This window comes from Pigmentiphaga litoralis, from assembly GCF_014651835.1.
GTDB lineage: Bacteria > Pseudomonadota > Gammaproteobacteria > Burkholderiales > Burkholderiaceae_B > Pigmentiphaga > Pigmentiphaga litoralis.
Genome location: NZ_BMXQ01000001.1, coordinates 2,640,892 through 2,661,979, shown reverse-complemented (window position 1 = coordinate 2,661,979; position 21,088 = coordinate 2,640,892). Strand labels below are relative to the sequence as shown.

Here is a 21,088-nt window from a genome sequence, read left to right as displayed (position 1 = left end):
CCAAGAACAAGCAGTCCCTATCAAGGCAACCTGCATCAAAGCAACCCGCATCAGAGCAGCCCGCGGATTCCTGCAATCCCATGCGCGCCGTGCTCACGGGCGACCTGCTCGGTCGCCTCGGACTGCCCACCCAGGGCAAACACCGGCAGGCCGGCAGACTGCACGAGCTCCGCAAATCCCTTCCACCCCAACGTGACCGCGCCGGGGTGCGAGGCGGTCTCCAGCACCGGCCCCAGCACCGCAAATTCCGCATCCAGGGCGCGTGCGCACGCCAGATCCGCTGCGTTATGTGCAGACACCGCGCGCCACTTGCCCGCGGGCAGGGCCGTCGGGGCGACTACCTGATTTCCAAAATCGTCGTTTTCTGCCACATCTGCCGCTTGCAAAGCGTGCGCGGCATCTGTGGCACGAAAGTGGACTCCGTCAGAAAAGGACCACCACGCCGCGGGGTGCACGCTGTTGACCAGCAGGCGTGCGCCGGCAAACCGCGTGCGTGCCAGGATCTGCTGCATGGCGTCGAACAGGCTGTCGGCATCGACGCCGTCAACCCAGCCGGGCTCGCGCAGTTGCACGAGCTTCAGGCCCGACGCCAACGCGGCGTCCAGGCGCGCCAGGAACGCTGGCAGGCCCGCAGGTCCGCCCATATTCGTGATGGCGTACCGCGTGGGCACCTGCAGCCAGCGCAGCGGCGGCAGGGCGGCCGGCAGCAGTGGGCCAACCGCAGGGGTCAGGGCCAGGCCCAGCGCGTCTTCAGGCGCCTGTGCACGCGCCTGGGCCACATCCAGGTCACCGGGGGTCTCGCCGGTTGCCTTGCGGGCTTCCAGCGCGGCCAGGCGGTCTGACAGCGCCACTCGCGCCGTGGCAATCTCGTCTTCGGTGGCAAGGCGTGACCCGACCCATTGAAGGGCCTGCGATTCCAGGCCGCGTGGCTCGCCGGTCCACGCCGTCACCCGGCAAAAGAACAGCCGCACGGTGGCATGGCTGTACGCGTGGATGTGCGTGACCCAGGGCGTCGACGCGGTCACGTCGATGTCGACTTCTTCCTTCAGTTCGCGGGCCAGGGCTTCAAGCACCGTTTCACCGGGTTCGAGCTTGCCGCCGGGCAACTCCCACCAGCCCGCATACGGCTTGCCGTCAGGCCGCTGGCCGAGCAGCAGGCTGCCGTCGGCACGAATCACCACGCCCACGGCAACGTCCAGCAGCTTGACGGGCGCAGACGTAGCGGCTTTGCCCGCCCCGGTCGTCTCCGCCGTCATAGATCGCTTTCATCCGACGCGGCGCCGTAGTCCGCAATCAAGGGCCGCTTTTCAGGCGGCGTGCTGCCCAGGTCCTTCGCGGCTTTCTTTGCCGCCTTGCGCGAGGCCTTGTCATCCAGCGAAGGCTCGCCGCGCACCGGCAACGCCGTCACGCCCGCCCCACCGTGCCGTGCAGCCCAGTCCTTCGCAAATTGCCACGCCACGCGGCCCGACCGCGATCCGCGTTCCAGGGTCCACTGCAGCGCTTCCATGCGCGCGGCCGCGATCGACTCGGCATCGCAGCCCAGTTCTTCGAGCCAGTGCGCCACGATGTCCAGGTAGTCGTCCTGCTTGAAGGGGTAGAACGACAGCCACAGGCCGAAGCGCTCCGACAGCGAAATCTTTTCTTCGACCGTCTCGCCCGGATGGATTTCGCCATCGGTCTGGTGCTTGGCCGACAGGTTCTCGTTCATGTACTCGGGCATCAGATGCCGGCGGTTCGACGTCGCGTAGATCAGGACGTTATTCGTCGCCGCGGCAATCGAGCCGTCCAGTACCGACTTCAGCGCCTTGTAGTCCGCCTCGCCTTCCTCGAACGACAGGTCGTCGCAGAACACGATGAAACGTTCCGGGCGCTGGGCCACGGCCTCGACGATCTCCTGCAGGTCGCACAGGTCGGACTTGTCGACTTCGATCAGGCGCAGCCCTTCGTCAGCGTACTGAGCAAGCATCGCCTTGACCAATGAGCTTTTGCCAGTGCCACGCGCGCCAGTCATCAGCACGTTGTTGGCCGGGCGGTTCGCCAGGAACTGGGCCGTGTTGCGGTCGATGATCTGCTTCTGGCGATCGATGTGCTGCAGATCGTCCATGCCGATGCGCGCAATGTGGCGCACGGGTTCGAGCCAGCCGCGCGAACCGCGACGACGCCAGCGAAAGGCATGGGATTCCCACTCGGTTGCCGGCGGGGCGGGGGGCAGAAAGGCTTCCAGTTGCGCGAGCACGCGATCGGCGCGGGCAAGGAAGGCGCCCAGATCGACGGCGTCGAGAGCAGGCAGTGCGACAGGCTTGGACTTTGCCACGGGTGACCTCTTGTTGTTATGAGCGGTAGTCGGCGTTGATCGTGACGTATTCGTGTGAGAAGTCGCAGGTGTAGACGGTCTCGGTCACGTCGCCGCGGCCGAGGCCAATGCGCACCAGGATCTCGGCCTGCTTCATCACGCGCTGGCCATCGGCTTCCTGATAATCCGGATTGCGGCCGCCGTTCACGGCAACATGCACGTCGTCCAGCCACAGGTTCACGCCGCTGACGTCCAGATCGTCGATGCCGGCGTAGCCGATCGCCGCCAGGATGCGGCCCAGGTTGGGGTCCGACGCATAGAAGGCCGTCTTGACCAGCGGCGAGTGCGCCACGGCATAAGCGACCTTCAGGGCTTCTTCCTGCGTGCCCGCGCCTTCGACCTTGATGGTCATGAACTTGGTGGCGCCTTCGGCGTCACGCACGATCAACTGCGCCAGTTCCGTCGCGACGGCCATGAGTGCATGGCGAAGTTCAGCGTACTGAGGATCCTGAACAGACGTCACTCTCACGCCCGACTTGCCCGTGGCCGCGATGATGAACGAGTCATTGGTGGACGTGTCGCCATCGACCGTGATCCGGTTGAAGGACACGTCGGCCACATCGCGCGCCAGTTGTGTCAGCAGGCCCTGGTCGATGCCCGCATCGGTTCCCAGGAAACCCAGCATCGTCGCCATGTTCGGGCGGATCATGCCCGCGCCCTTGCTGATGCCTGTCAGCGTGACCGCCTTGCCGCCAATCGATACCTTGCGCGACACGATCTTGGGCCGTGTGTCGGTGGTCATGATGCCGTGCGCGGCGTCGAACCAGTTGTTCGGCCCCAGCGCACCGATGGCCGCGGGCAGGCCCGCCACGATCCGGTCGACAGGCAGCGGTTCAAGGATCACGCCGGTCGAAAACGGCAGGATCTGATCCGCGGCAAGGTTCAGCAGGCCAGCCAGCGCATCGCAGGTTGCCCGTGCCGCGGCCAGGCCGGATTCGCCGGTCCCGGCATTGGCATTCCCGGTGTTGATGACCATGGCACGGATTGCCGTGCCCTTGCCCAGGTGGTCCTGGCAGACCAGCACCGGCGCCGCGCAGAAACGGTTGCGCGTGAACACGCCGGCCACCGACGTGCCTTCCGCAAACCGGAACACGGTCAGGTCGCGGCGGTTCGCCTTGCGGACCCCGGCTTCGGTCACGCCGATCTCGATACCATCGACAGGCAGGATCGTGTCCTGGGCGGGAATGTTCAGGTTGACGGCCATGGAAGGTCCTCGCAGGCAGTAAAAGTAGGCAAACAGAAAAGCGGAAAAAGATGGCTGTGCAGATGCAACATCAGCGCGCGGTGATCTCTGCAAACGCAGCTTGGGCCACGTCCAGGGTGTTCTTGATGACGGTGTCGTCGTGCGTTGCCGACACAAAGCCCGCCTCAAAAGCCGACGGCGCAAACATCACGCCGCGCGACAGCGCCGCATGGAAGAACTGGTTGAACGCGTCAACGTTCGATGCCGACACCTCCGCCAGCGACGTCGGGATGGTGTCGCGAAAGTAAATGCCGAACATGCCGCCCACCGAATCCGCGCTGAACGGAATGCCGGCATCCGATGCCAGGCTGCACAGTCCCTTCACCAGGCGCGCGGTTTGTGTTTCCAGACGCTCGTAGAAGTCCGGCTCGCCGATCAGGCGCAGGGTGGTAATGCCGGCCGCGACCGCAATCGGGTTGCCCGACAGCGTGCCGGCCTGGTAGACCGGACCCAGCGGCGCGATCTTGGCCATTACGTCGCGGCGGCCGCCAAACGCGCCCATCGGCATGCCGCCGCCGATCACCTTCGCCAGCGTCGTCAGGTCGGGCGTGATGCCCACCCGGCCTTGCACACCCTGCGGGCCGACCCGGAACCCGGTCATCACTTCATCGAATATCAAGAGCGCGCCATGGCGCGTGCACTGTTCGCGCAGCCCCTGCAAGAAGCCGGCTTTGGGCTGCACCAGGTTCATGTTGCCGGCAACCGGTTCGACGATGATGCACGCGATCTGGCCGCCGTATTCCTTGAACGCGGCCTCGACCGCATCCAGGTCGTTGTAGTCCAGCACCAGCGTATGCGCGGCGAATTCGGCCGGCACGCCTGCGGATGTCGGATTGCCGAAGGTCAGCAGGCCCGAGCCGGCCTTGACCAGCAGGCTGTCCGCATGGCCGTGATAGCAGCCTTCGAATTTGATGATCTTGTCGCGCCCGGTAAAGCCGCGCGCCAGGCGGATCGCGCTCATGGTGGCTTCCGTGCCGGAACTGACCATGCGCACCTGCTCGATCGACGGCATGCGCTCGCACAGCATCTCGGCCAGCTGCACTTCACCTTCGGTTGGCGCGCCGAACGACAGCCCATTCACGGCGGCGTCCTGCACCGCCTTGATGACGGCCGGGTGTGCATGGCCCAGGATTGCCGGGCCCCACGAGCCGACGTAATCGATATACCGCTGCTTGTCGGCATCCCACACATAGGGGCCGGCCGCGCGCTCGATGAAAGGCGGCGTGCCGCCCACCGACCGATAGGCACGCACGGGCGAATTCACGCCTCCGGGAATGGTGCGGCATGCGCGCTCGTATAGCTCTGCGTTGCGGGTCATGGGTATGCCTTCGTTCAGAAAGGGGTTGAAGCGGATGACTCGAACGCCCGGCTGAATGCGCGGGCGGTGGCTTCGATATCGTCGGTCTCGAACAGGGCGCTGATCACGGCCAGCGCATCCGCGCCGGCGGCGACGACAGACGGCGCATTGTCGGGCGTAATGCCGCCAATCGCGACGACGGCGGGGCGGCGCGCGTCGGCGCCGTTCGGGGTCAGGCGACAGTCACGTGCCGCGGTCAGGCACGACAGGGGCGCGCGCACCGCCAGCGGTTTGGTGGGAGACGTGAACACCGCGCCGAACGCCACGTGGTCGGCGCCTTCGCGTATCGCGGATTCGGCCAATGCCAACTGGTCATAGCAAGACGCACCGATGAGCATGCCCTGGCCCACCTGCGCGCGAACCGGGGCCAGATCGCCATCATCCCGGCCCAGATGGACGCCGGTCGCACCGACTTCCAGCGCCAGGCGCCAGTCATCGTTGATGATGTAAACGATCCCGAGCCGGTCGCACAGGTCCTTCAAGCGCCGCGCCTCGGCCAGCTTGCGGGCGCCGGACACCAGCTTGCGGCGGAACTGCAGCACCTGCATGCCTCCCCGGGAAGCCGCGGCAATGCCGTCAACCAGCCGGTCGATGTCGTCCCATTCAGGCGTGATCCCGTACAGGCCGCGCACCGGACTGGAGGGGGGGAAGGTTGACGACATCATCCGTGCTCCCGGCAAGGTCAGGACGACAGACCGCCGCGCGCCGGATCGAGGGCCGCGCCGCTGACGGTATCTTCGCCGATGGTGGAAGGGTGGCCGCCGTCACGGTCCGGCTGGCGGGCCCAGAAGAAGCGGTCTGGCAGAATGCGGCCCATCCCCGGCTGAAAGCCTGCCGACAGGGCCTGCCACGTGTATTCCTGCGCTTCGGCGGCGGCGTCGGGCGCTTCCACGCCCCCGGCCATCATCGCGGCCAGCGCGGCGGACAGCGTATTGCCTGCGCCGCGGTAGTTGCCCGGCAGGCGGATCCAGCGGTATTCCACCTCGATCACGTCCGAGGGAGACTCGCCCGCACCGGTCAAGGTATTCACCACGTTTTCACCGCCCAGATGCAGGCCGGTCGTCAGGACCCAGCCCGCGCCCAGGCGCAGCAGAGCCTGCACGCCCGATTCCGAGCTCGATTCCAGTTCCAGCAGGCCATCGGCCACCCATTGGCGCAGCCGCATTGCGTCCACCACCACCAGGGTGGCCTGGGGCACCAGCAGTTCCAGGGCAGCCGACAGGATCTCTTCGGCCGAATCCTCGGCCTCGGCATCCTGCGTTTCCAGGGGATCGGACCCCAGGTGCAGCACCACCGGGATCGCCGAATAGTCGGCCAGGATCTCGGCAATCGTGCTCACGGCCTCGGGGCTGAACATGCCGCCGATCTTGAAGGCGCGCACCGGCATGTCTTCCAGCAGGCTGCGCGCCTGGTCGTCGATCCATTCGGGATCGACTTCCTGGCTGTCTTCGATGCCCGCCGAATCCTGCACCGTCAACCCGGTCAGGACCGTCAGGGCCTGGCACCCCATGCTGGCACAGGTGAGCAGGTCGGCCTGGATCCCGCCGCCACCGCTGGGGTCTGACGGCGCGAACGTAAGGACAAGGGGAGGGGTCAGGGCGGAGGCTGGCAAACGTGAAATCTGTAAAAGGTGGCGAACGCCGGCGACGGCGCGCGACGGGGGCCAACGGGTTTGGGTAAGATGCGTGATTCTAATGGAAGCCCGCCGAATCCCGGATTTCCGGGTCGGCCTCAAGAGCGAAACTCGATAATGCGTACCTGGATGTGTTTGATTTGCGGCTGGATCTACGACGAAGAAGCCGGTCTGCCTGAAGAAGGCATCGCCCCCGGCACCCGTTGGGAAGACGTGCCACCGAACTGGGTCTGTCCGGAATGCGGCGCACGCAAGGAAGACTTCGAAATGGTAGAGATCTGAGTATCCCCGCGCAGTCGCATTACAATCCCAAGATGACCGACAGCACCGCCATCGACCTCTCCAACCAATTCCTGATTGCCATGCCCAACATGGCGGATCCCAATTTTGCGGGCGTGGTCATCTACGTCTGCGAACACACGCCTGAAGGCGCGCTGGGGCTGGTGATCAACCGGCCCACGGATCTGACCCTTGCGGGCCTGCTGGAACGCATCGAACTCGACATCGACGACGTCGACACCGAAGGCCATACCGAACCGGTGTTCTACGGCGGCCCGGTGCAGACCGACCGCGGTTTCGTGCTGCACGCGCCCACCGGCAAGTACATGTCCACGGTCGAAGTCGGCGAACTGGCCTTGACCACGTCCCGCGACGTGCTGCAGGCCGTGGCCGAAGGCGACGGTCCGCCGCGCCTGCTGGTCACGCTGGGCTATTCGGGCTGGGGCGCCGGGCAACTGGAAGAAGAACTGTCCGACAACGCGTGGCTGACCGTCACGGCCAGCCCGGACATCATCTTCAACACGCCGCCCGAACAACGCTTCAACGCGGCCCTCAAGCTTCTCGGCATCGACCCCATCATGCTGGCGGGCGAAGCCGGCCATGCCTGACGAGACGCTGCTGGCGTTCGACTACGGCACGCAGTTCATCGGCGTTGCGGTCGGCAACACCCTGACCGCGCATGCCCGCCCGCTCGAAGTCCTGGGCAACACCTCGCGCGACGCGCGTTTTGCCCGCATCGAAGCCTTGATCAAGGAATGGCAGCCCGGCCGCCTGGTGGTGGGCCTGTCGCTCAATGTCGACGGTGAAGACCAAGCCATGACGGCGCACTGCCGCAAATTCGCCAACCAGCTCAAGGGCCGCTTCGGTCTGCCCGTGGTGCTGGTGGACGAACGGGGCACCAGCCTGGCCGCGCAATCCGAGATGGGTGGGTCGCGGCGCGGGCAACGCGTCGACGCGGTCGCCGCCGCCATCATCCTGCAGAGCTACTTCGACGACCATGCGTAACCCCCAGCTCAACCGTAACGGCGAACTGACGCACCTGCTGTCCATCGAAGGGTTGCCCCGCGCCGTCATCAACCACGTGCTCGACACCGCCGCGTCCTACGCGCCGCTGGCCGAAAACGAGGTCAAGAAGGTGCCCCTGCTGCACGGCAAGAGCGTCTTCAACCTGTTCTTCGAGAACTCGACGCGCACGCGCACCACCTTCGAGATCGCCGCCAAACGCCTGTCGGCCGACGTCTACAACCTCAACATCAACGCCTCGTCGGCCAGCAAAGGCGAATCGTTGCTGGACACCATCAACAATCTGTCGGCCATGCAGGCGGACCTGTTCGTGGTGCGCCATGCGTCCAGCGGGGCGCCGCACCTGATCGCCCAGCACGTCGCGCCGCACATCCACGTCATCAATGCCGGTGACGGCCGTCATGCGCACCCCACCCAGGGGTTGCTCGACATGTACACGATCCGTCACTACAAGAAAGACTTCACGAACCTGACCGTCGCGATCGTGGGCGACGTGCTGCATTCGCGAGTGGCGCGGTCCGACATCCACGCGCTGACCACCCTGGGCGTACCCGAAGTCCGCGTGATTGCCCCGCTGACGCTGCTGCCTGCCGGCATGGAAAGCCTGGGCGTCAAGGTCTTTACCGACATGGCCGAGGGCCTGAAGGGTGTGGACGTCATCATCATGCTGCGCCTGCAGAACGAACGCATGCGCGGAGCGCTGCTGCCGTCGGCACAGGAATATTTCAAGCATTACGGCCTGACCCAGGACAAGCTTGCCCTGGCCGCCCCCGATGCCATCGTGATGCACCCGGGGCCCATGAACCGCGGCGTGGAAATCGACTCATCGGTCGCGGACGGCAAGCAGGCCGTGATCCTGAATCAGGTCACCTTCGGGATTGCCGTGCGCATGGCGGTCATGAGCATCGTGGCCGGCGCCTAGAGGTTTCCAGTGACCGCCTTGCGGATTAGCGCCGACATTCGATCTAGAACCGCTACACCATGGGCGTACGGCATACGCGTCTAGGCTTTCCGCATGCGCGGCCGTTTAATGACGAGGCGTTCAGTGGCCAGGTTTCCTGCACTGCGACGCAGAATAGAAATCCCAGCGGATGCCCTCGCCATGAAAATCATCAAGAAAGTCTTGCGGCGCGTCTACTTCCTGTATTGCCGTGCAGGAAAAACCGTCGCTTCGCACCAGCGGGGCGTCTCACTGAAAAAGGACGTGACCTTCCTGGGATTGCCGATCATTACCCTAATGGCCGACTCCACCCTGGAAATCGGCCAGCGCACCGTGCTGGTGTCGACAACGATGGTGGCCGACCTGGGTGTGATCAACCCCGTCATTCTGCGCACGGTGCGGCCCCACGCCCACATTTCGATTGGCGAAGATGTCGGCCTGACCGGCACGGTCATCTGCGCGGCCAAGTCGGTCACGGTAGGGCGGCATTGCCTGATCGGGTCCGACGTGATCATCGCCGACAACGACTTTCACCCGATCACCGCGCCCAACCGCCGCTATGAACGCGACCCTGATCGTATCGGCGCCAAGCCGGTCGTGATCGGCGACAACGTCTTCATCGGCGCGCGGTCCGTCATTCTCAAGGGCGTTCATATTGGTGACAACGCCGTGATTGGCGCGGGGTCAGTCGTCACGCATGACATCCCGGCCAACACCATCGCGGCTGGCAACCCGGCGCGCGTGGTGGCTGGTGTGCCGCCCATCCGCAACCTGTCGGCGCTGCGCGAAGCAGGCATGCCAGACGGTGGCATGCCCGACTTCAATGACCTGGCCGGGCTGCAGCCGATCGTGCTCGCATCGTCGTCGGCAACCTCGCAGACGACGCACTGAGGGCGCATCGAAGGGTGCCCTGATCCGCGGTGGCGATCAAAGCGCATCGATTCGCGGCGGCGCCTATACCGCGCTCCCGGGCGGGGGCACCACCATATGCGGGTCGAAAAAGCTGGCTGCGCTCATGCCAGGAATGTACTGGTCCGAAATATACGACCGGCAGCGCTGCATGAACACTTCGACCAGCCGCGACCGTTTCATCGCGCTATACGTGGCCAGGCCCAGCAGCATCGGCCGATTCTCGCCCGCCAGACGGCGGCGCACCAGGCGCTTGCCATCCAGCGACTGATTGGACTTGGGACGCACGTTGAACAGTGTGTAGCCGATGCCATTGGCCACCATCGACCGCACGACTTCTTCGGACCTCGACCGCGCCACGACATTGGCCGGCACGCCGGCCTTCGCGAACAAGGACAGGAAATATTCGCGGCTCATGGGCAGGTCCAGCAGCACCATGGGCTCCGGCGACAGCTCCTCGAAGGTGACCGCAGGCTGCAAAGCCAGGGGATGGAGCTCGCTCACCAGGACATGGGGCGGCAGGTGGGCCAGAGTTTCGAACGTGATCTCGTCGCTCAGTTGCAGGTCATAGGTGATCGCGACATCGATCTCGTGCGCGTGCAACTTGTTCATCAGCTCTTGTTGATCGCCTTCGACCAGCCGCACGTCCACCTTCGAAAACGCGCGCGCAAAACCGAAGATGACCTCGGGCGCAAGCATGGGCGTCAGCGGCTGGAAGCTGCCCACGCGCAGCACGCCCTGGATTGCGTTGCTCGAGTCCGACGCAATGTCATACAGGCGGGACGCGCGTTCCAGCAGGTCTTCGCATTGCTGCATGACCAGCGTGCCGACGGTCGTCAGCGCCAGCCCTTTGGAAGGGTGCCGCACAAACAGCTGGACACCCAGCTCGGCTTCGATGTGCGCGATGGCGGCCGAGATGGACGGCGATGAGATGTGGACCTGTGCCGACGCCGAGGCAATGCTGCCCAGCTTGGCGGTGGCCACGAAGTATTCCATCTGGCGCAAAGAAAGGCGATTGAGCATGGCAGGGTGATGGAAGACGGCTGACAGAAGAGCCGTAGCATGCCAGATCGACCCGCCGCGGTCGCCTGCGATCGCGCCGGCCCCGGGCGCCCTGGCTTTGCAAGGCCCCAACGTGCAAGCCGCCTACAGATCTCCCGGCACGCCAAAGCTGGGCGCAGCGCGCGGATCGCGGGCTCGGGTGATGTAATCCTGCACCTGCGGCTCGTAGATCTTCCATGCCTCGTACAGGGCCTGCACGGGCTGGTCATCGACCCAATCCAGGCGCAGGTCCACCATCGGCCAATCCAGCTCGCCCACCACCAGCAGGCCGGCGGAATGGACCGGGCCTGCCTCGCCGCCGGCTGCCTGCCCGGCCAGCAGCGCCTGCATCAGCCGTTCGGCCAACGTACCTTCGGCAGCACCAAACGCGTCCAGCATGCGGGTCGGCACCTCCAGCGACGCCAGCATGTTGCCCGCGCAGGCGGCATGCTCGCCGGCCGCACTGGCCAGCGTGCCCAGCGCACTTGCACCCGTAAAGATCGCGGGCGGATGCGCCGCGTCGATCGCCATCAATTGCCGGTAGGCAATGAAGGGGCGGTCTTGCAGGGCTTCCAGCGCTTGCTGCGGCGTGTGCCCGTTGGCCATCTGATCCAGCAACTGCGGACCCAGGCCGGGATCGGTAATGTTCTGGCTCACCGCCGCCCCCACGCCGCTGCGGGCGCGAATGCAGCGGGCCGCCACGGCGGGGGACGACGACGAAACCGCCGCGCCAAATTGCCCCGTGGCGGGGCAGCGCGCAATGATGGAATAAGTCATGCCTGCGCCTCGCTGGAATCAAAGCAACGCATCGACGTTCAGTCCGGAATCACGGCAGTGGCGTCGATTTCCACCAGCCATTCAGGCCGGGCCAGGGCCGATACCACGATGCCTGTGGACACCGGGAACACGCCCTTCAACCAAGTGCCCACCACCCGATACACCGCCTCGCGATAGCGCGGGTCAATGATGTAGATCGTGATCTTGCAGATGTCTTCCAGCTCGCCGCCTGCTTCCTTCATCAGCATGGCGATGTTCTTCATTGCCTGCTCCGCCTGCCCGGCCACGTCACCGATGCAGACGCTTTCTGACGTGTCCAGATCCTGTCCGATCTGCCCGCGCAAGAAGACAGTGCGCCCTCGCGCCACGACTGCCTGGCACAGGTCGTTGTCCAGGTTCTGCTCGGGGTAGGTGGCCTTGGTGTTGAAGGTCCGGATACGGGTGTGTTTCATGGTCGGGTCGCCCAAAAGTCAGTCTCGACTTTGTACCGTGGGGCCTTGGCGGCGGCACCTCGGGAATTGTGAGCCAGGCATAAGGAAAAGGTGACTTGGTGCCGAGTGCCCTGTCTCCCATCATTGCCCTACACCGCTTCACTCACCCAGAGGGCACTGCAATGATCCGAAAACTCATGACTGCCGGTTTGCTGTCGGCAACCTTGTTTGCGAACGTGGCCTGGGCTCAGGATGCCCTCGTCATCAGCACCTGGGGCGGAAGTTTCCGTGACCTTATCGACGAGAACATCGGAAAGGAATTCACGAAGCAGACCGGCGTGCCCGTCAAATACGTGACCGGCGGCACCATCGACCGGCTCAATAAAGCCAAGCTGGCCTCGACGCCCGAAAGCGACATTACCTTCACCACCTCGCACATCGGCTGGCTGTACGCCAACGGCAACCTGTTCGAAAAGCTCGATACGGCCAAGATCCCCAATTACTCGCATCTGGTCGACCAGGCCAAGATCAGCCCATTCCATATCGGCAGCTGGGCCTACGTCTACACCATCGGCTACCGCCCGGATGCCGTGCCGGCAAACATCAAGTTCGACAGCTGGAACGACCTGTGGAAGCCGGAGTTGAAGCGCAAGCTGTCGGTGCCCGACTTCGACCCCAGCCACATCATTGCCGTATCCGCCATGCTGTCGGGCGGCGATGCCAAGACCTGGGAAAAAGGCCAGGACAAGTTGAAGGCGCTCAAGCCCAACATGAAGGCGTTCTACACCAATGATGCCAACAGCCAGCAGCTGATTGCCACCGGCGAAACGCCGGTGCAGGTGCTGCTGTCGATGAACGCCTACTACATGATCGGCCAGGGCGTACCCATCAAGGTCGTCATGCCCAAGGAAGGCGCGGTGCTGGGCGTCGATGCCATGGGCATCATGAAAGGGTCGACCAAGACGGACCTGGCCTACAAGTTCATGAACATCGCGCTCTCGTCCGACGTGCAATCGAAGATCGTGGCGTTCAAGAAAGCCAGCCCGGTCGTCGACAACGCCAAGGTATCCGCGGCCGACGCCGCCTTGCCGGGTGTCTTCACCACCAAGGAACAGTGGAAGACGCAGGCAATTGTGATCGACAACCAGTTGCGCGCGGAAAAGACGGCCGAATGGCGCAAGTGGTTCACCGAAAACCTGATGAACTGATTGCCGTCGCGCCTTGAACCTCAGCCTTGCCTGACGAGCGCATTTCCAGGGGAGCCCCGGGAAATGCGCCAATGATTGTGTTCGTCAACTGACTGTCAACGATTGCGGAGCCCTATCGAATGATGGCCATGCGTTCCGGGCTCAGAGCCTCCCTGTTGTCGCCGGCCTTTCTGGTTGCGGTGTGCATTTGCGTGGCGCTGCTCAGTGTCTTCCAGTTCAGCTTTCGCGCCTTTGTGCCGGGCTCGATGGAGGTGGGTGGCCTGACCCTGGCCAATTTCACCACGCTCAACAAATCCATTTACCTGGATGCGTTCGTCAACACGCTGCGCCTGAGCGTTGAAACCACCGTCCTGTCCTTGCTGGTGGCCTATCCGCTGGCCTACGCCCTGGTGCGGGTGCGCCGCCGCGTGCTCAAGTCCGCCATCCTCATCATCTCGATCACGCCGCTGTTCCTGGGCGAGATCGTTCGCACCTACTCGTGGATCATCGTTCTTGGCAGCAATGGCTTTCTTAACACCATGCTGCGCAAGCTTGGCATCATCGACCAGCCGCTGTCGCTCATGTTCACCCATCTGGGTGTGCTGGTCGCGCTGGTGCACGTCACCATACCGGTAGTCGTGCTGATGCTGGCCACCGCCATCTCGCACATCAATCGTGACTACGAAAAGGCGGCCCAAAGCCTGGGCGCAGGCCCCATCCGCACCTTCATGACGGTGACCCTGCCGCTGTCCATGCCGGGCATCCTGGCCAGTGTCACCACGGCCTTTGCCTGGACCTTCAGTGCGTTCGCCACGCCGCAAATGATCGGCGGGGGGCGCGTGCCGACCGTGTCCACACTGGTCTATCAACTTGGCTTTTCGTCCATGAACTTTCCGCTGGCGGCCAGCCTGAGCGTGGCCGGCCTGGCCATGACCATCGGCGCGCTGGTGATATTGGGCCGCTTCACCCGGCGCATGAAACTGGCAGGAGGGCACTGACATGAGCACCCAACATTCCGTCTCCCTGCCGCTGCGAATTGCAGGCCCGGTCGTGGTCTTCCTGATCCTGGCATTCGTCATGCTGCCGGTGGTCGTCGTCGTGCTGGCGGCCTTTAACGAAAAGGCCATGCTCAGCTTCCCGCCCGAAAGCTGGTCGCTGAAATGGTTCGAACGCGTCTTTACCTACAGCGACTTCAAAGACGGTTTTCATGCCAGCCTGATCGTGACGGCATGGTCATCGGTGATCGCGCTGGTTGTCGGCACCGGCCTGGCCATCGCCGTCAAACGACTCGAGTTCGTCGGCAAGGAAACCCTGCAGGCCATCCTGCATTCACCGCTGGTCATCCCGCACTTCACATTGGGCCTGGGCCTACTGATCCTGGTGTCGCAGCTCAAGCTGCAGCGCGGCTACGCGGTCGTGATCCTTTGCCATGTCATGCTGGTGCTGCCTTTCGTGCTGCGCAGCGTGTACGTGTCCATGGAAAACCTGGACGAACGCCTGGAGCAGGCGGCGGCCAGCCTGGGCGCGTCACCGCTCAAAGTGCTGTTCACGATCACGGTGCCCTTGCTGGCGCCGGGCTTGTTTGGTGGATGGTTGTTTGCCGCCATCATGTCGTTCAGTGAGTTCACGGCGTCGCTGTTCATCACGACCCAAAGCACGCAGACGCTGCCTGTGTCCATGTACAACTATGTGCGCGAATTTGCCGACCCGACCCTGGCCGCGCTGTCGGCGGTCTACATCGTGGTGACGGCCAGTGTGCTTGCATTTGCCAACTACTTTCTGGGTCTGGGGAAAGTGCTGAACATCGAAGACAACGACTAGGCAAGAAAAAGCGCGGGGTTCATCCCGCGCTTTGTGATTGTGCATCCGTGCATTCGTGCATCCGTGCTGACGACCTAATAACCGCGCGAAGGGTCCACCTGATTGGCCGGCGCTTCACCCCGCGACACCCGCACAATATTGTCGGCGATCTGCCTGGCCGACGATGACGGTATCGCCACCGACGCCAGGTGCGGCGTGATCAACACGTTTTCCATTGCCCACAATGGATCGGTAGAAGCCAACGGTTCTTGCGCAAATACATCCAGCGTCGCCGATCCGATATGGCCTTCGCGCAGCAGGTCGGTCATGGCCGCCTGGTCCACCAAAGCGCCCCGCGCCACGTTGATCAACGCCGCCCCTTGCGGCAAACGGGACAGCCGTTCGCGATCCAGCAGGCCACGCGTATCGGTTGTCAGCGGCAGCATCACGACAAGAATGTCGGCCTGTTCCAACACGGTATCCAATGTCTCGATTCCCGCGAAACACTGCACGCCATCGATCTGCCGTGGACTGCGCGACCACCCCAGAACGGTAAAGCCCTGACGCTGCAGTTCCATCGCCGCCAATGCGCCCAGTTCGCCGAGCCCCAGCACCGCGACACGAATCGTCTCGGGCGACCGGGGGTGCCGATACGCCCATTCCCCGCGGCGCTGAGCCTGCTCAAAAAACGGAATCTCGCGCGCGTGACGCAGGGTGGCAAACAGCACATAGCCTGCCATCATGCGCGCCATCTGCGGGTCGGTAATACGAGTGATCGGGACACCCGCCGGCAGATCACGGCGACCCACCAGCGAGTCCACGCCCGCGCCCAGATTGATGATCAGCCGCAGGTTCACCATCTTGTCGAAGAAGCCTTCGGGCGGCTTCCATGCCAGCGCATAGTGGATCGAAGCCGGGTCCGCTACCTCGCTTGCATCGACGATGGCCAGGTCGGGCAGATGCGCGTGCAGCGCGTCGCGCCACACATCAAAGGCATCAAACGCGCTGGAAAAAACCAGGGTGCCAGAAGGACGCGTCATCGGCGGATCAGACGCGACATGGCGTCGATCGCCAGTTCATATCCGTCCCCGCCCAGCCCGGCAATAACGCCATGGGCCGCCTTTGAGATATAGGAGTGATGACGGAAAGGCTCGCGCTTCCAGATGTTGCTCATGTGGACTTCGATGATGCTGCCCGGAAAGGACAGCAATGCATCCAGGATAGGGATGGAGGAATACGTCAGGCCGGCGGCGTTGATGATGATGCCCTGGGCATCGCCACGCGCTTCCTGTATCCAGTCGATCAACTGGCCTTCGTAGTTGGACTGCCGGAAATTCAGCGTGATCTGCAGGCTCGCGGCCTTGGCTTCGCAGCGTTGCTGCAGCACCGGAAAGCTGTCCGACCCATAGGTCTTGTTGGCGTCCAGACCATACAGATTGGCGTTGGGTCCGTTCAGGAACCAGACCGTGGCGGGGGGCAGGGCGGTTGTCGTCATAGGGCAGCCTCAGGCATCGTGCGGAAGGGTGGCCTGCATGGCAGGCAGGGTGCGGAACACGCCATGCCAACGTGCAGCCTCGGGGTAACGCGCCGGCCAGTCCAGCTCCGGAAAGCGGAAGTCCAGATAGCCCAGCGCGCAGCCCAGCGTGATCTCACCAATCGTCGGGTTCAAAGCCAGTGCAGACGCCTGCGCTTCAATGGCGGTCAGCCCCGCTTCGACCTTGACGAGCTGCGCGTCATACCAGTCGGTCCATTGCCGCTCGGCAGGACGCGCCGTCCGCTCGTAACGCGCCAGCAAGGCCGCATCGAGCAGGCCGTCACCCAGCGCCTGCTGCATCAACGCCTGCCATCGTCTGGCGGCGTCCGCAGGGAACAACTGCGTGTCCCCCGCAACGCTTGCCAGGTACTCGCAGATGACGCGGCTGTCGTACAAGGACTGCCCGTCATCAAGAATCAACGTCGGCACCTTGGCCAGCGGGTTGTGCGCGGCAATGCGGTCATCGCGCCGGATCGGGTGCGCGGCGCTGGGCAGCCATTCGATCTGGTCGGCCTGGCCGGTCAGGTGCGCGCACACCATCACCTTTCGCACAAACGGCGATGTCGGGGCATACAGAAGTTTCATCGTGGCCATGCTGCTCTCACCATTCTGTGCTCATCATGGAGTCGTCATCATGCCGCGGCATTGAACAGACTGATGCCGTCTTCGGGCAGGGCAAGACCCGCCACCGCGCCCACGGGCCACAAACGCATCGCGTCCAGCCCCGCACTGCGCACCATGACCAGTTGCCGGCCAGCCACCGGAATGTCGACATCAATGTATGAATTCACGTGGTCGCCCTGGAACACATGGTTGACCACCGTGCCGCTCAGCACCGACGCGGCATGCAGGCCTTCCAGGCGGATCTGTTCCGGCCGCACATACATATCGAGCCGGCCGCCTTCATGCGATCCGCCCACAAGCCGTTCACGCGGCACCTGGATCAGGCCCGCCCCCAGGCGCACGTGCACACCCGAGGCGTTCTCGCCGTGATAGTGGCCGGGCAGAATATTGACGTCACCCAGGAAGGACGCGACGAACGGGTCCTGCGGATTGCGATACAGCTCGTCAGGCGTGGCGATCTGGCGGATCACGCCGGCCGACATCACCGCGATCCGATCCGACATCGCCAAGGCTTCGCCCTGGTCATGCGTCACAAAAATCGTGGTCACGCCAAGACGCCGCTGGATCTCGCGAATCTCGACCTGCATCGATCCGCGCAGGCTTTTATCCAGCGCAGAAAACGGCTCGTCCAGCAGCAGCACCTTGGGGCGGATCACCAGCGCGCGGGCCAGCGCCACACGTTGCTGCTGGCCGCCGGACAATTCGCGCGGCTTGCGATCGGCCAGGCCATCGAGCCGCACCATCGCCATGACTTCCTTGACGCGCTGGTCGATCTCACCGGTGGCCATGCCGCGCACACGCAGGCCGTAGCCGATATTGCGTGCGACCGTCATGTGCGGGAACAGGGCATAGCTCTGGAAGACGATGCCGATCTGGCGCTGATGCGCAGGCTCGTTCGTCACCAGCTGCCCGTCGATAAAGATCTCGCCATTGTCCGCGCTGGCAAAGCCGGCGATCAGGTTCAGCAGGGTCGTCTTGCCGCAGCCGGACGGCCCGAGCAGCGTCAGGAACTCGCCGCGCTGAATCTTGAGTGACAGCTCGTGCAGCACGGTCTGGTCACGGTACTTCTTGACGACACCTTCCAGGCTGACCGCGATGGAGGAGGCAACGGGTTCGACAGAGTTCATGGCTTCCTGGGGATTGACGACCTGTTTGCAGGATACGGCAGACCCCCGCCATCGATGCTTTGTGGAATTTGACCCGGCCCTTAGGAAAATCAGAAGCAGGTGCCTAAGCTTTTTCCTAAGCCCCGGGTCCAAAAAACCGGGTTCCCAGCCTGGCCGACTATGCCCACACTCGACGCCGTGCATGAAGCTGTCGCTCGCCTTCGAGCCGACCTATCTAGGGATGAACAATGTCAGTCGAAACAATCAATACGCTGGTGGTCGGTGGCGGCCAGGCCGGGGTCGCCATGAGCGAAAACCTGAGCGCCCTAAGCATTCCGCACATCGTGCTCGAGCGCGGGCGCATTGCCGAACGGTGGCGCTCCGAACGCTGGGACTCGCTGGTCGCCAACGGCCCGGCGTGGCATGACCGCTTCCCCAGCCTGAAATTCGACGACGTCACCCCCGACACCTTTCCACCCAAAGAACGCATGGCCAAGTACTTCGAGGACTATGCAAAACTGCTGAAGGCCCCGATCCGCACGGGCGTGGCCGTCACGCACGTCAAGCGCAACGAAGGCCGTCCGGGCTTTACCGTGACGACGTCGGACGGCGTCATCGAAGCCATGAACGTCATCGCCGCAACGGGTCCGTTCCAGACGCCGTCCTACCCCCGCATCGTTCCGGAAGGCTCCGGCATCCAGCAATTGCATTCGTCTGCGTACAAGAATCCCGGTCAGTTGGCCGAAGGCGCCGTGCTCGTCGTCGGGGCCGGCGCATCGGGCTCGCAGATCGCCGATGAACTGAACAAGGCCGGCAAAAAGGTGTACCTGTCGGTCGGTGAACACTACCGGCCCCCGCGCTCCTATCGCCAGCGCGACTACTGCTGGTGGCTGGCCGCGCTCGGCAAGTGGGACGAAGTCAAGGTCAAGCCCAAGAAAGAACACGTTGCCTTTGCCGTCAGCGGCTACGAAGGCGGCAAGACCATCGACTTTCGCAAGCTCGCCCATAGCGGCATTACGCTCGTCGGCATCACCCGCGCCTACGTCGGCGGCGTCATGACCTTCGACGAAGGCCTCGGCAAGAACATCGCGCAGGGCGACGCCGACTACTTTGACGTGTTGCGCGAAGCCGATGACTACATCGTGCGCAACGGCCTGGACTTGCCCCCCGAGCCCGACGCCTGGACCATTCCGGCCGACCCCGACAGCCTGACGAACCCCATCCTGAGCCTGGACCTGGCCAAGGCCGGCATCACCACCATCCTCTGGGCCACCGGCTTCAAATACGACTTCAACTGGCTCGACGTTGCCGCCTTTGACGACAAGGGCGACCCCCTGCAGAAGCGCGGCATTTCGGCAGAAAAAGGCATCTACTTCCTGGGCCTGCCCAACCTGACCAACCGGTCCTCGTCCTTCATCTGGGGCGTGTGGCACGACGCCAAATACATTGCCGACCACATCTGGGTGCAGCAGGACTACCTGGCGTACGACAAGGCATAGTCATCTGGGCGCGCGCGACGCCCTGTAGAATTCCGGGGTCACAGGCAACCACTGACCTCATGAATCTGCACATCAAAGGCGGCCGCCTTATTGATCCGGCCAATGGCGTCGACGCCGTGCAAGACCTTTATATCGCTGGCGGCCGCGTCGTCAGCATCGGCACAGCGCCCGGCGGTTTCGTGCCGAACCGGGTCATCGACGCGACCGGGCTGGCGGTCCTGCCCGGTCTGGTCGATCTGTCTGCCCGCCTGCGTGAACCCGGCTTCGAATACCGCGCCACGCTTGAATCCGAAATGAACGCCGCGCTGGCTGGCGGCGTTACCAGCCTTGTGCTGCCGCCTGATACCGACCCCGTCCTGGACGAACCCGGCCTGGTCGAAATGCTCAAGCACCGCGCGCGCCAGCTCAACCAGGCGCACGTCTATCCGCTGGGCGCCATCACCGTCGGGCTCAAAGGCCAGATCCTGACCGAAATGGCCGAGCTGACCGAAGCCGGCTGCGTTGCCTTCTCGCAGGCCGACGTCGCCATCACCGACACCAACGTCCTGATGCGTGCGATGCAATACGCGCGCACCTTCGACTACGCCTTGTGGCTGCGCCCCCAAGACCCGTGGCTCGCCGCCGACGGCGTTGCTGCCAGCGGCGCCATGGCCACGCGACTCGGCCTGAATGGCATCCCCGAACAAGCCGAGACCCTGGCCCTGCAGACCATCTTCGAACTGCAACGCGCCACCGGCGCCCGCGTGCATTTGTGCCGCCTGTCCAGCGCCGCCGGCCTGAAATTGGTGCGTGCCGCCCGGGCCGAGGGCCTGCCCGTCACCTGCGACGTTGGCGCGCATCACGTGCACCTGACCGATATCGACATCGGCTACTTCGACTCCAACTGCCACCTGATGCCGCCCCTGCGCGGGCAGCGCGACCGCGACGCCATCCGCGCCGGCCTGGCCGACGGCACCATCGACGCCATCTGCTCGGACCATACCCCGGTGGACGACGACTACAAGTTGCTGCCCTTTGCCGAAGCCGAAGCTGGCGCCACTGGCCTGGAACTGCTGCTGTCGCTCGCGTTGAAATGGTCCCGCGACTGCCGCCAACCCTTGTCGCTCGCCATCGCCCGCGTCACCAGCGAACCCGCCAAACTGCTCGGCACCCGCGCGATTGCGTCCTGCGGACAGCTCGGCCTGGGGTCGCACGCAGACCTGTGCCTGGTCGATCTTGAAGAAGAATGGATGGTCAGCGCCGACACCCTGCTCAGCCAGGGGAAACATACCCCCTTCCTGGGCATGGAACTCCCCGGCAAAGTCATCACCACCATCGTAGGCGGCCTGATCGCCTATCAGGCGGTGCGCTGA

General features: G+C 64.0%; 22 protein-coding genes and 1 pseudogene. 10 read left to right on the top strand and 13 right to left on the bottom strand.

Annotation, left to right across the window (positions count from 1 at the left end; translation table 11 throughout):
• Positions 1–50 precede the first annotated feature (50 nt).
• The 6 genes and pseudogenes from IE116_RS25900 to thiD all read right to left on the bottom strand — a co-directional run bounded on the left by IE116_RS25900 (position 51) and on the right by thiD (position 6,565).
• Positions 51–1,256 carry a thiamine phosphate synthase gene (locus tag IE116_RS25900; RefSeq protein ID WP_229828118.1) on the bottom strand — a complete coding sequence of 402 codons (1,206 nt, stop codon included), beginning with the start codon at positions 1,254–1,256 and terminating at the stop codon, positions 51–53.
• 164 nt (positions 1,257–1,420) lie between these two features.
• Positions 1,421–2,266, bottom strand: a pseudogene (locus IE116_RS12045) (ATP-binding protein); the annotation flags it as partial.
• Positions 2,267–2,330: 64 nt separating this feature from the next.
• Positions 2,331–3,557, bottom strand: coding sequence for a bifunctional glutamate N-acetyltransferase/amino-acid acetyltransferase ArgJ (gene argJ, locus IE116_RS12040; protein WP_189612715.1), 1,227 nt, complete (start codon positions 3,555–3,557; stop codon positions 2,331–2,333).
• Between the two features lie 70 nt (positions 3,558–3,627).
• Positions 3,628–4,914, bottom strand: coding sequence for a glutamate-1-semialdehyde 2,1-aminomutase (gene hemL, locus IE116_RS12035; protein ID WP_189612713.1), 1,287 nt, complete (start codon positions 4,912–4,914; stop codon positions 3,628–3,630).
• Positions 4,915–4,928: 14 nt separating this feature from the next.
• Positions 4,929–5,618, bottom strand: coding sequence for a thiamine phosphate synthase (gene thiE / locus IE116_RS12030; protein WP_229828117.1), 690 nt, complete (start codon positions 5,616–5,618; stop codon positions 4,929–4,931).
• A gap of 17 nt (positions 5,619–5,635) precedes the next feature.
• Complete coding sequence (thiD, locus tag IE116_RS12025) at positions 5,636–6,565, bottom strand: bifunctional hydroxymethylpyrimidine kinase/phosphomethylpyrimidine kinase (protein WP_189612711.1); 930 nt, start codon at positions 6,563–6,565, stop codon at positions 5,636–5,638.
• Positions 6,566–6,703: 138 nt separating this feature from the next.
• Between thiD and IE116_RS12020 the strand changes: the two genes are divergently transcribed.
• The 5 genes from IE116_RS12020 to IE116_RS12000 all read left to right on the top strand — a co-directional run bounded on the left by IE116_RS12020 (position 6,704) and on the right by IE116_RS12000 (position 9,719).
• The gene (locus IE116_RS12020) at positions 6,704–6,868 is read left to right on the top strand and encodes a rubredoxin (RefSeq protein ID WP_179584690.1); all 165 of its coding nucleotides are present in this window, start codon (positions 6,704–6,706) and stop codon (positions 6,866–6,868) included.
• A gap of 32 nt (positions 6,869–6,900) precedes the next feature.
• Positions 6,901–7,473 (top strand): YqgE/AlgH family protein, encoded by a 573-nt coding sequence (locus IE116_RS12015; RefSeq protein ID WP_189612708.1) that lies wholly within the window; start codon positions 6,901–6,903, stop codon positions 7,471–7,473.
• Positions 7,466–7,870 carry a Holliday junction resolvase RuvX gene (gene ruvX, locus IE116_RS12010; protein WP_189612706.1) on the top strand — a complete coding sequence of 135 codons (405 nt, stop codon included), beginning with the start codon at positions 7,466–7,468 and terminating at the stop codon, positions 7,868–7,870. The genes IE116_RS12015 and ruvX overlap by 8 nt, the downstream gene beginning before the upstream one ends.
• Positions 7,863–8,810, top strand: coding sequence for an aspartate carbamoyltransferase catalytic subunit (locus tag IE116_RS12005; RefSeq protein ID WP_189612704.1), 948 nt, complete (start codon positions 7,863–7,865; stop codon positions 8,808–8,810). Before ruvX ends, IE116_RS12005 begins: the two co-directional genes overlap by 8 nt.
• Before the next feature lie 180 nt (positions 8,811–8,990).
• Entirely contained in the window at positions 8,991–9,719 is a 729-nt protein-coding gene (locus IE116_RS12000; protein WP_189612702.1) for an acyltransferase, read from the top strand.
• Between the two features lie 63 nt (positions 9,720–9,782).
• On the opposite strand, the gene IE116_RS11995 is transcribed toward IE116_RS12000, so the two are convergent.
• The 3 genes from IE116_RS11995 to IE116_RS11985 form a co-directional block, all read right to left on the bottom strand.
• Positions 9,783–10,760 (bottom strand): LysR substrate-binding domain-containing protein, encoded by a 978-nt coding sequence (locus IE116_RS11995; RefSeq protein ID WP_189612700.1) that lies wholly within the window; start codon positions 10,758–10,760, stop codon positions 9,783–9,785.
• Between the two features lie 123 nt (positions 10,761–10,883).
• On the bottom strand, positions 10,884–11,555 hold the full coding sequence (locus IE116_RS11990; RefSeq protein ID WP_189612698.1) for a DUF1028 domain-containing protein: 672 nt from the start codon (positions 11,553–11,555) through the stop codon (positions 10,884–10,886).
• 38 nt (positions 11,556–11,593) lie between these two features.
• Positions 11,594–12,007: a RidA family protein gene (locus tag IE116_RS11985; protein ID WP_179584704.1), complete on the bottom strand. Its 414-nt coding sequence runs from the start codon at positions 12,005–12,007 to the stop codon at positions 11,594–11,596.
• Positions 12,008–12,168: 161 nt separating this feature from the next.
• Between IE116_RS11985 and IE116_RS11980 the strand changes: the two genes are divergently transcribed.
• From IE116_RS11980 to IE116_RS11970, 3 genes are all read left to right on the top strand, one after another.
• Entirely contained in the window at positions 12,169–13,194 is a 1,026-nt protein-coding gene (locus tag IE116_RS11980; RefSeq protein WP_189612696.1) for an ABC transporter substrate-binding protein, read from the top strand.
• A gap of 122 nt (positions 13,195–13,316) precedes the next feature.
• A complete protein-coding gene (locus IE116_RS11975) occupies positions 13,317–14,171 on the top strand; it encodes an ABC transporter permease (RefSeq protein ID WP_189614587.1) in 855 nt (284 codons plus the stop codon).
• Between the two features lies 1 nt (position 14,172).
• Entirely contained in the window at positions 14,173–14,994 is an 822-nt protein-coding gene (locus IE116_RS11970) for an ABC transporter permease (RefSeq protein WP_189612694.1), read from the top strand.
• A 74-nt stretch (positions 14,995–15,068) separates the two neighbouring features.
• On the opposite strand, the gene IE116_RS11965 is transcribed toward IE116_RS11970, so the two are convergent.
• Genes IE116_RS11965 through IE116_RS11950 form a run of 4 tightly spaced genes read right to left on the bottom strand, consistent with a single transcriptional unit; the run spans position 15,069 to position 18,258 of the window.
• Positions 15,069–16,013, bottom strand: a complete 945-nt coding sequence (locus tag IE116_RS11965) for a 2-hydroxyacid dehydrogenase (RefSeq protein ID WP_189612692.1) — start codon at positions 16,011–16,013, stop codon at positions 15,069–15,071.
• Entirely contained in the window at positions 16,010–16,468 is a 459-nt protein-coding gene (locus IE116_RS11960) for a type II 3-dehydroquinate dehydratase (protein ID WP_189612690.1), read from the bottom strand. Before IE116_RS11960 ends, IE116_RS11965 begins: the two co-directional genes overlap by 4 nt.
• A 9-nt stretch (positions 16,469–16,477) precedes the next feature.
• On the bottom strand, positions 16,478–17,092 hold the full coding sequence (locus IE116_RS11955; protein WP_189614586.1) for a glutathione S-transferase: 615 nt from the start codon (positions 17,090–17,092) through the stop codon (positions 16,478–16,480).
• Positions 17,093–17,139: 47 nt separating this feature from the next.
• Positions 17,140–18,258, bottom strand: a complete 1,119-nt coding sequence (locus IE116_RS11950; RefSeq protein ID WP_189612688.1) for an ABC transporter ATP-binding protein — start codon at positions 18,256–18,258, stop codon at positions 17,140–17,142.
• A 227-nt stretch (positions 18,259–18,485) separates the two neighbouring features.
• On the opposite strand from IE116_RS11950, the gene IE116_RS11945 reads away from it, so the two are divergent.
• Both IE116_RS11945 and IE116_RS11940 read left to right on the top strand, forming a co-directional pair.
• Complete coding sequence (locus IE116_RS11945) at positions 18,486–19,736, top strand: flavin-containing monooxygenase (protein WP_189612686.1); 1,251 nt, start codon at positions 18,486–18,488, stop codon at positions 19,734–19,736.
• 59 nt (positions 19,737–19,795) lie between these two features.
• Entirely contained in the window at positions 19,796–21,088 is a 1,293-nt protein-coding gene (locus IE116_RS11940) for a dihydroorotase (RefSeq protein ID WP_189612684.1), read from the top strand.

Excerpts from the sequence above, each read along its gene's own strand:
- ruvX (WP_189612706.1), top strand. The coding sequence starts at position 7,466 with ATGCCTGACGAGACGCTGCTGGCGTTCGACTACGGCACGCAGTTCATC.
- IE116_RS12015 (WP_189612708.1), top strand. The coding sequence starts at position 6,901 with ATGACCGACAGCACCGCCATCGACCTCTCCAACCAATTCCTGATTGCC.
- IE116_RS12020 (WP_179584690.1), top strand. The coding sequence starts at position 6,704 with ATGCGTACCTGGATGTGTTTGATTTGCGGCTGGATCTACGACGAAGAA.
- IE116_RS11990 (WP_189612698.1), bottom strand. The coding sequence starts at position 11,555 with ATGACTTATTCCATCATTGCGCGCTGCCCCGCCACGGGGCAATTTGGC.
- IE116_RS11965 (WP_189612692.1), bottom strand. The coding sequence starts at position 16,013 with ATGACGCGTCCTTCTGGCACCCTGGTTTTTTCCAGCGCGTTTGATGCC.
- IE116_RS11975 (WP_189614587.1), top strand. The coding sequence starts at position 13,317 with ATGGCCATGCGTTCCGGGCTCAGAGCCTCCCTGTTGTCGCCGGCCTTT.
- IE116_RS11945 (WP_189612686.1), top strand. The coding sequence starts at position 18,486 with ATGTCAGTCGAAACAATCAATACGCTGGTGGTCGGTGGCGGCCAGGCC.
- IE116_RS12000 (WP_189612702.1), top strand. The coding sequence starts at position 8,991 with ATGAAAATCATCAAGAAAGTCTTGCGGCGCGTCTACTTCCTGTATTGC.
- thiE (WP_229828117.1), bottom strand. The coding sequence starts at position 5,618 with ATGATGTCGTCAACCTTCCCCCCCTCCAGTCCGGTGCGCGGCCTGTAC.
- IE116_RS11970 (WP_189612694.1), top strand. The coding sequence starts at position 14,173 with ATGAGCACCCAACATTCCGTCTCCCTGCCGCTGCGAATTGCAGGCCCG.
- IE116_RS11985 (WP_179584704.1), bottom strand. The coding sequence starts at position 12,007 with ATGAAACACACCCGTATCCGGACCTTCAACACCAAGGCCACCTACCCC.
- IE116_RS11960 (WP_189612690.1), bottom strand. The coding sequence starts at position 16,468 with ATGACGACAACCGCCCTGCCCCCCGCCACGGTCTGGTTCCTGAACGGA.
- IE116_RS11995 (WP_189612700.1), bottom strand. The coding sequence starts at position 10,760 with ATGCTCAATCGCCTTTCTTTGCGCCAGATGGAATACTTCGTGGCCACC.
- IE116_RS12005 (WP_189612704.1), top strand. The coding sequence starts at position 7,863 with ATGCGTAACCCCCAGCTCAACCGTAACGGCGAACTGACGCACCTGCTG.
- hemL (WP_189612713.1), bottom strand. The coding sequence starts at position 4,914 with ATGACCCGCAACGCAGAGCTATACGAGCGCGCATGCCGCACCATTCCC.
- IE116_RS11950 (WP_189612688.1), bottom strand. The coding sequence starts at position 18,258 with ATGAACTCTGTCGAACCCGTTGCCTCCTCCATCGCGGTCAGCCTGGAA.
- IE116_RS11940 (WP_189612684.1), top strand. The coding sequence starts at position 19,796 with ATGAATCTGCACATCAAAGGCGGCCGCCTTATTGATCCGGCCAATGGC.
- argJ (WP_189612715.1), bottom strand. The coding sequence starts at position 3,557 with ATGGCCGTCAACCTGAACATTCCCGCCCAGGACACGATCCTGCCTGTC.
- IE116_RS11980 (WP_189612696.1), top strand. The coding sequence starts at position 12,169 with ATGATCCGAAAACTCATGACTGCCGGTTTGCTGTCGGCAACCTTGTTT.
- IE116_RS11955 (WP_189614586.1), bottom strand. The coding sequence starts at position 17,092 with ATGAAACTTCTGTATGCCCCGACATCGCCGTTTGTGCGAAAGGTGATG.
- IE116_RS25900 (WP_229828118.1), bottom strand. The coding sequence starts at position 1,256 with ATGACGGCGGAGACGACCGGGGCGGGCAAAGCCGCTACGTCTGCGCCC.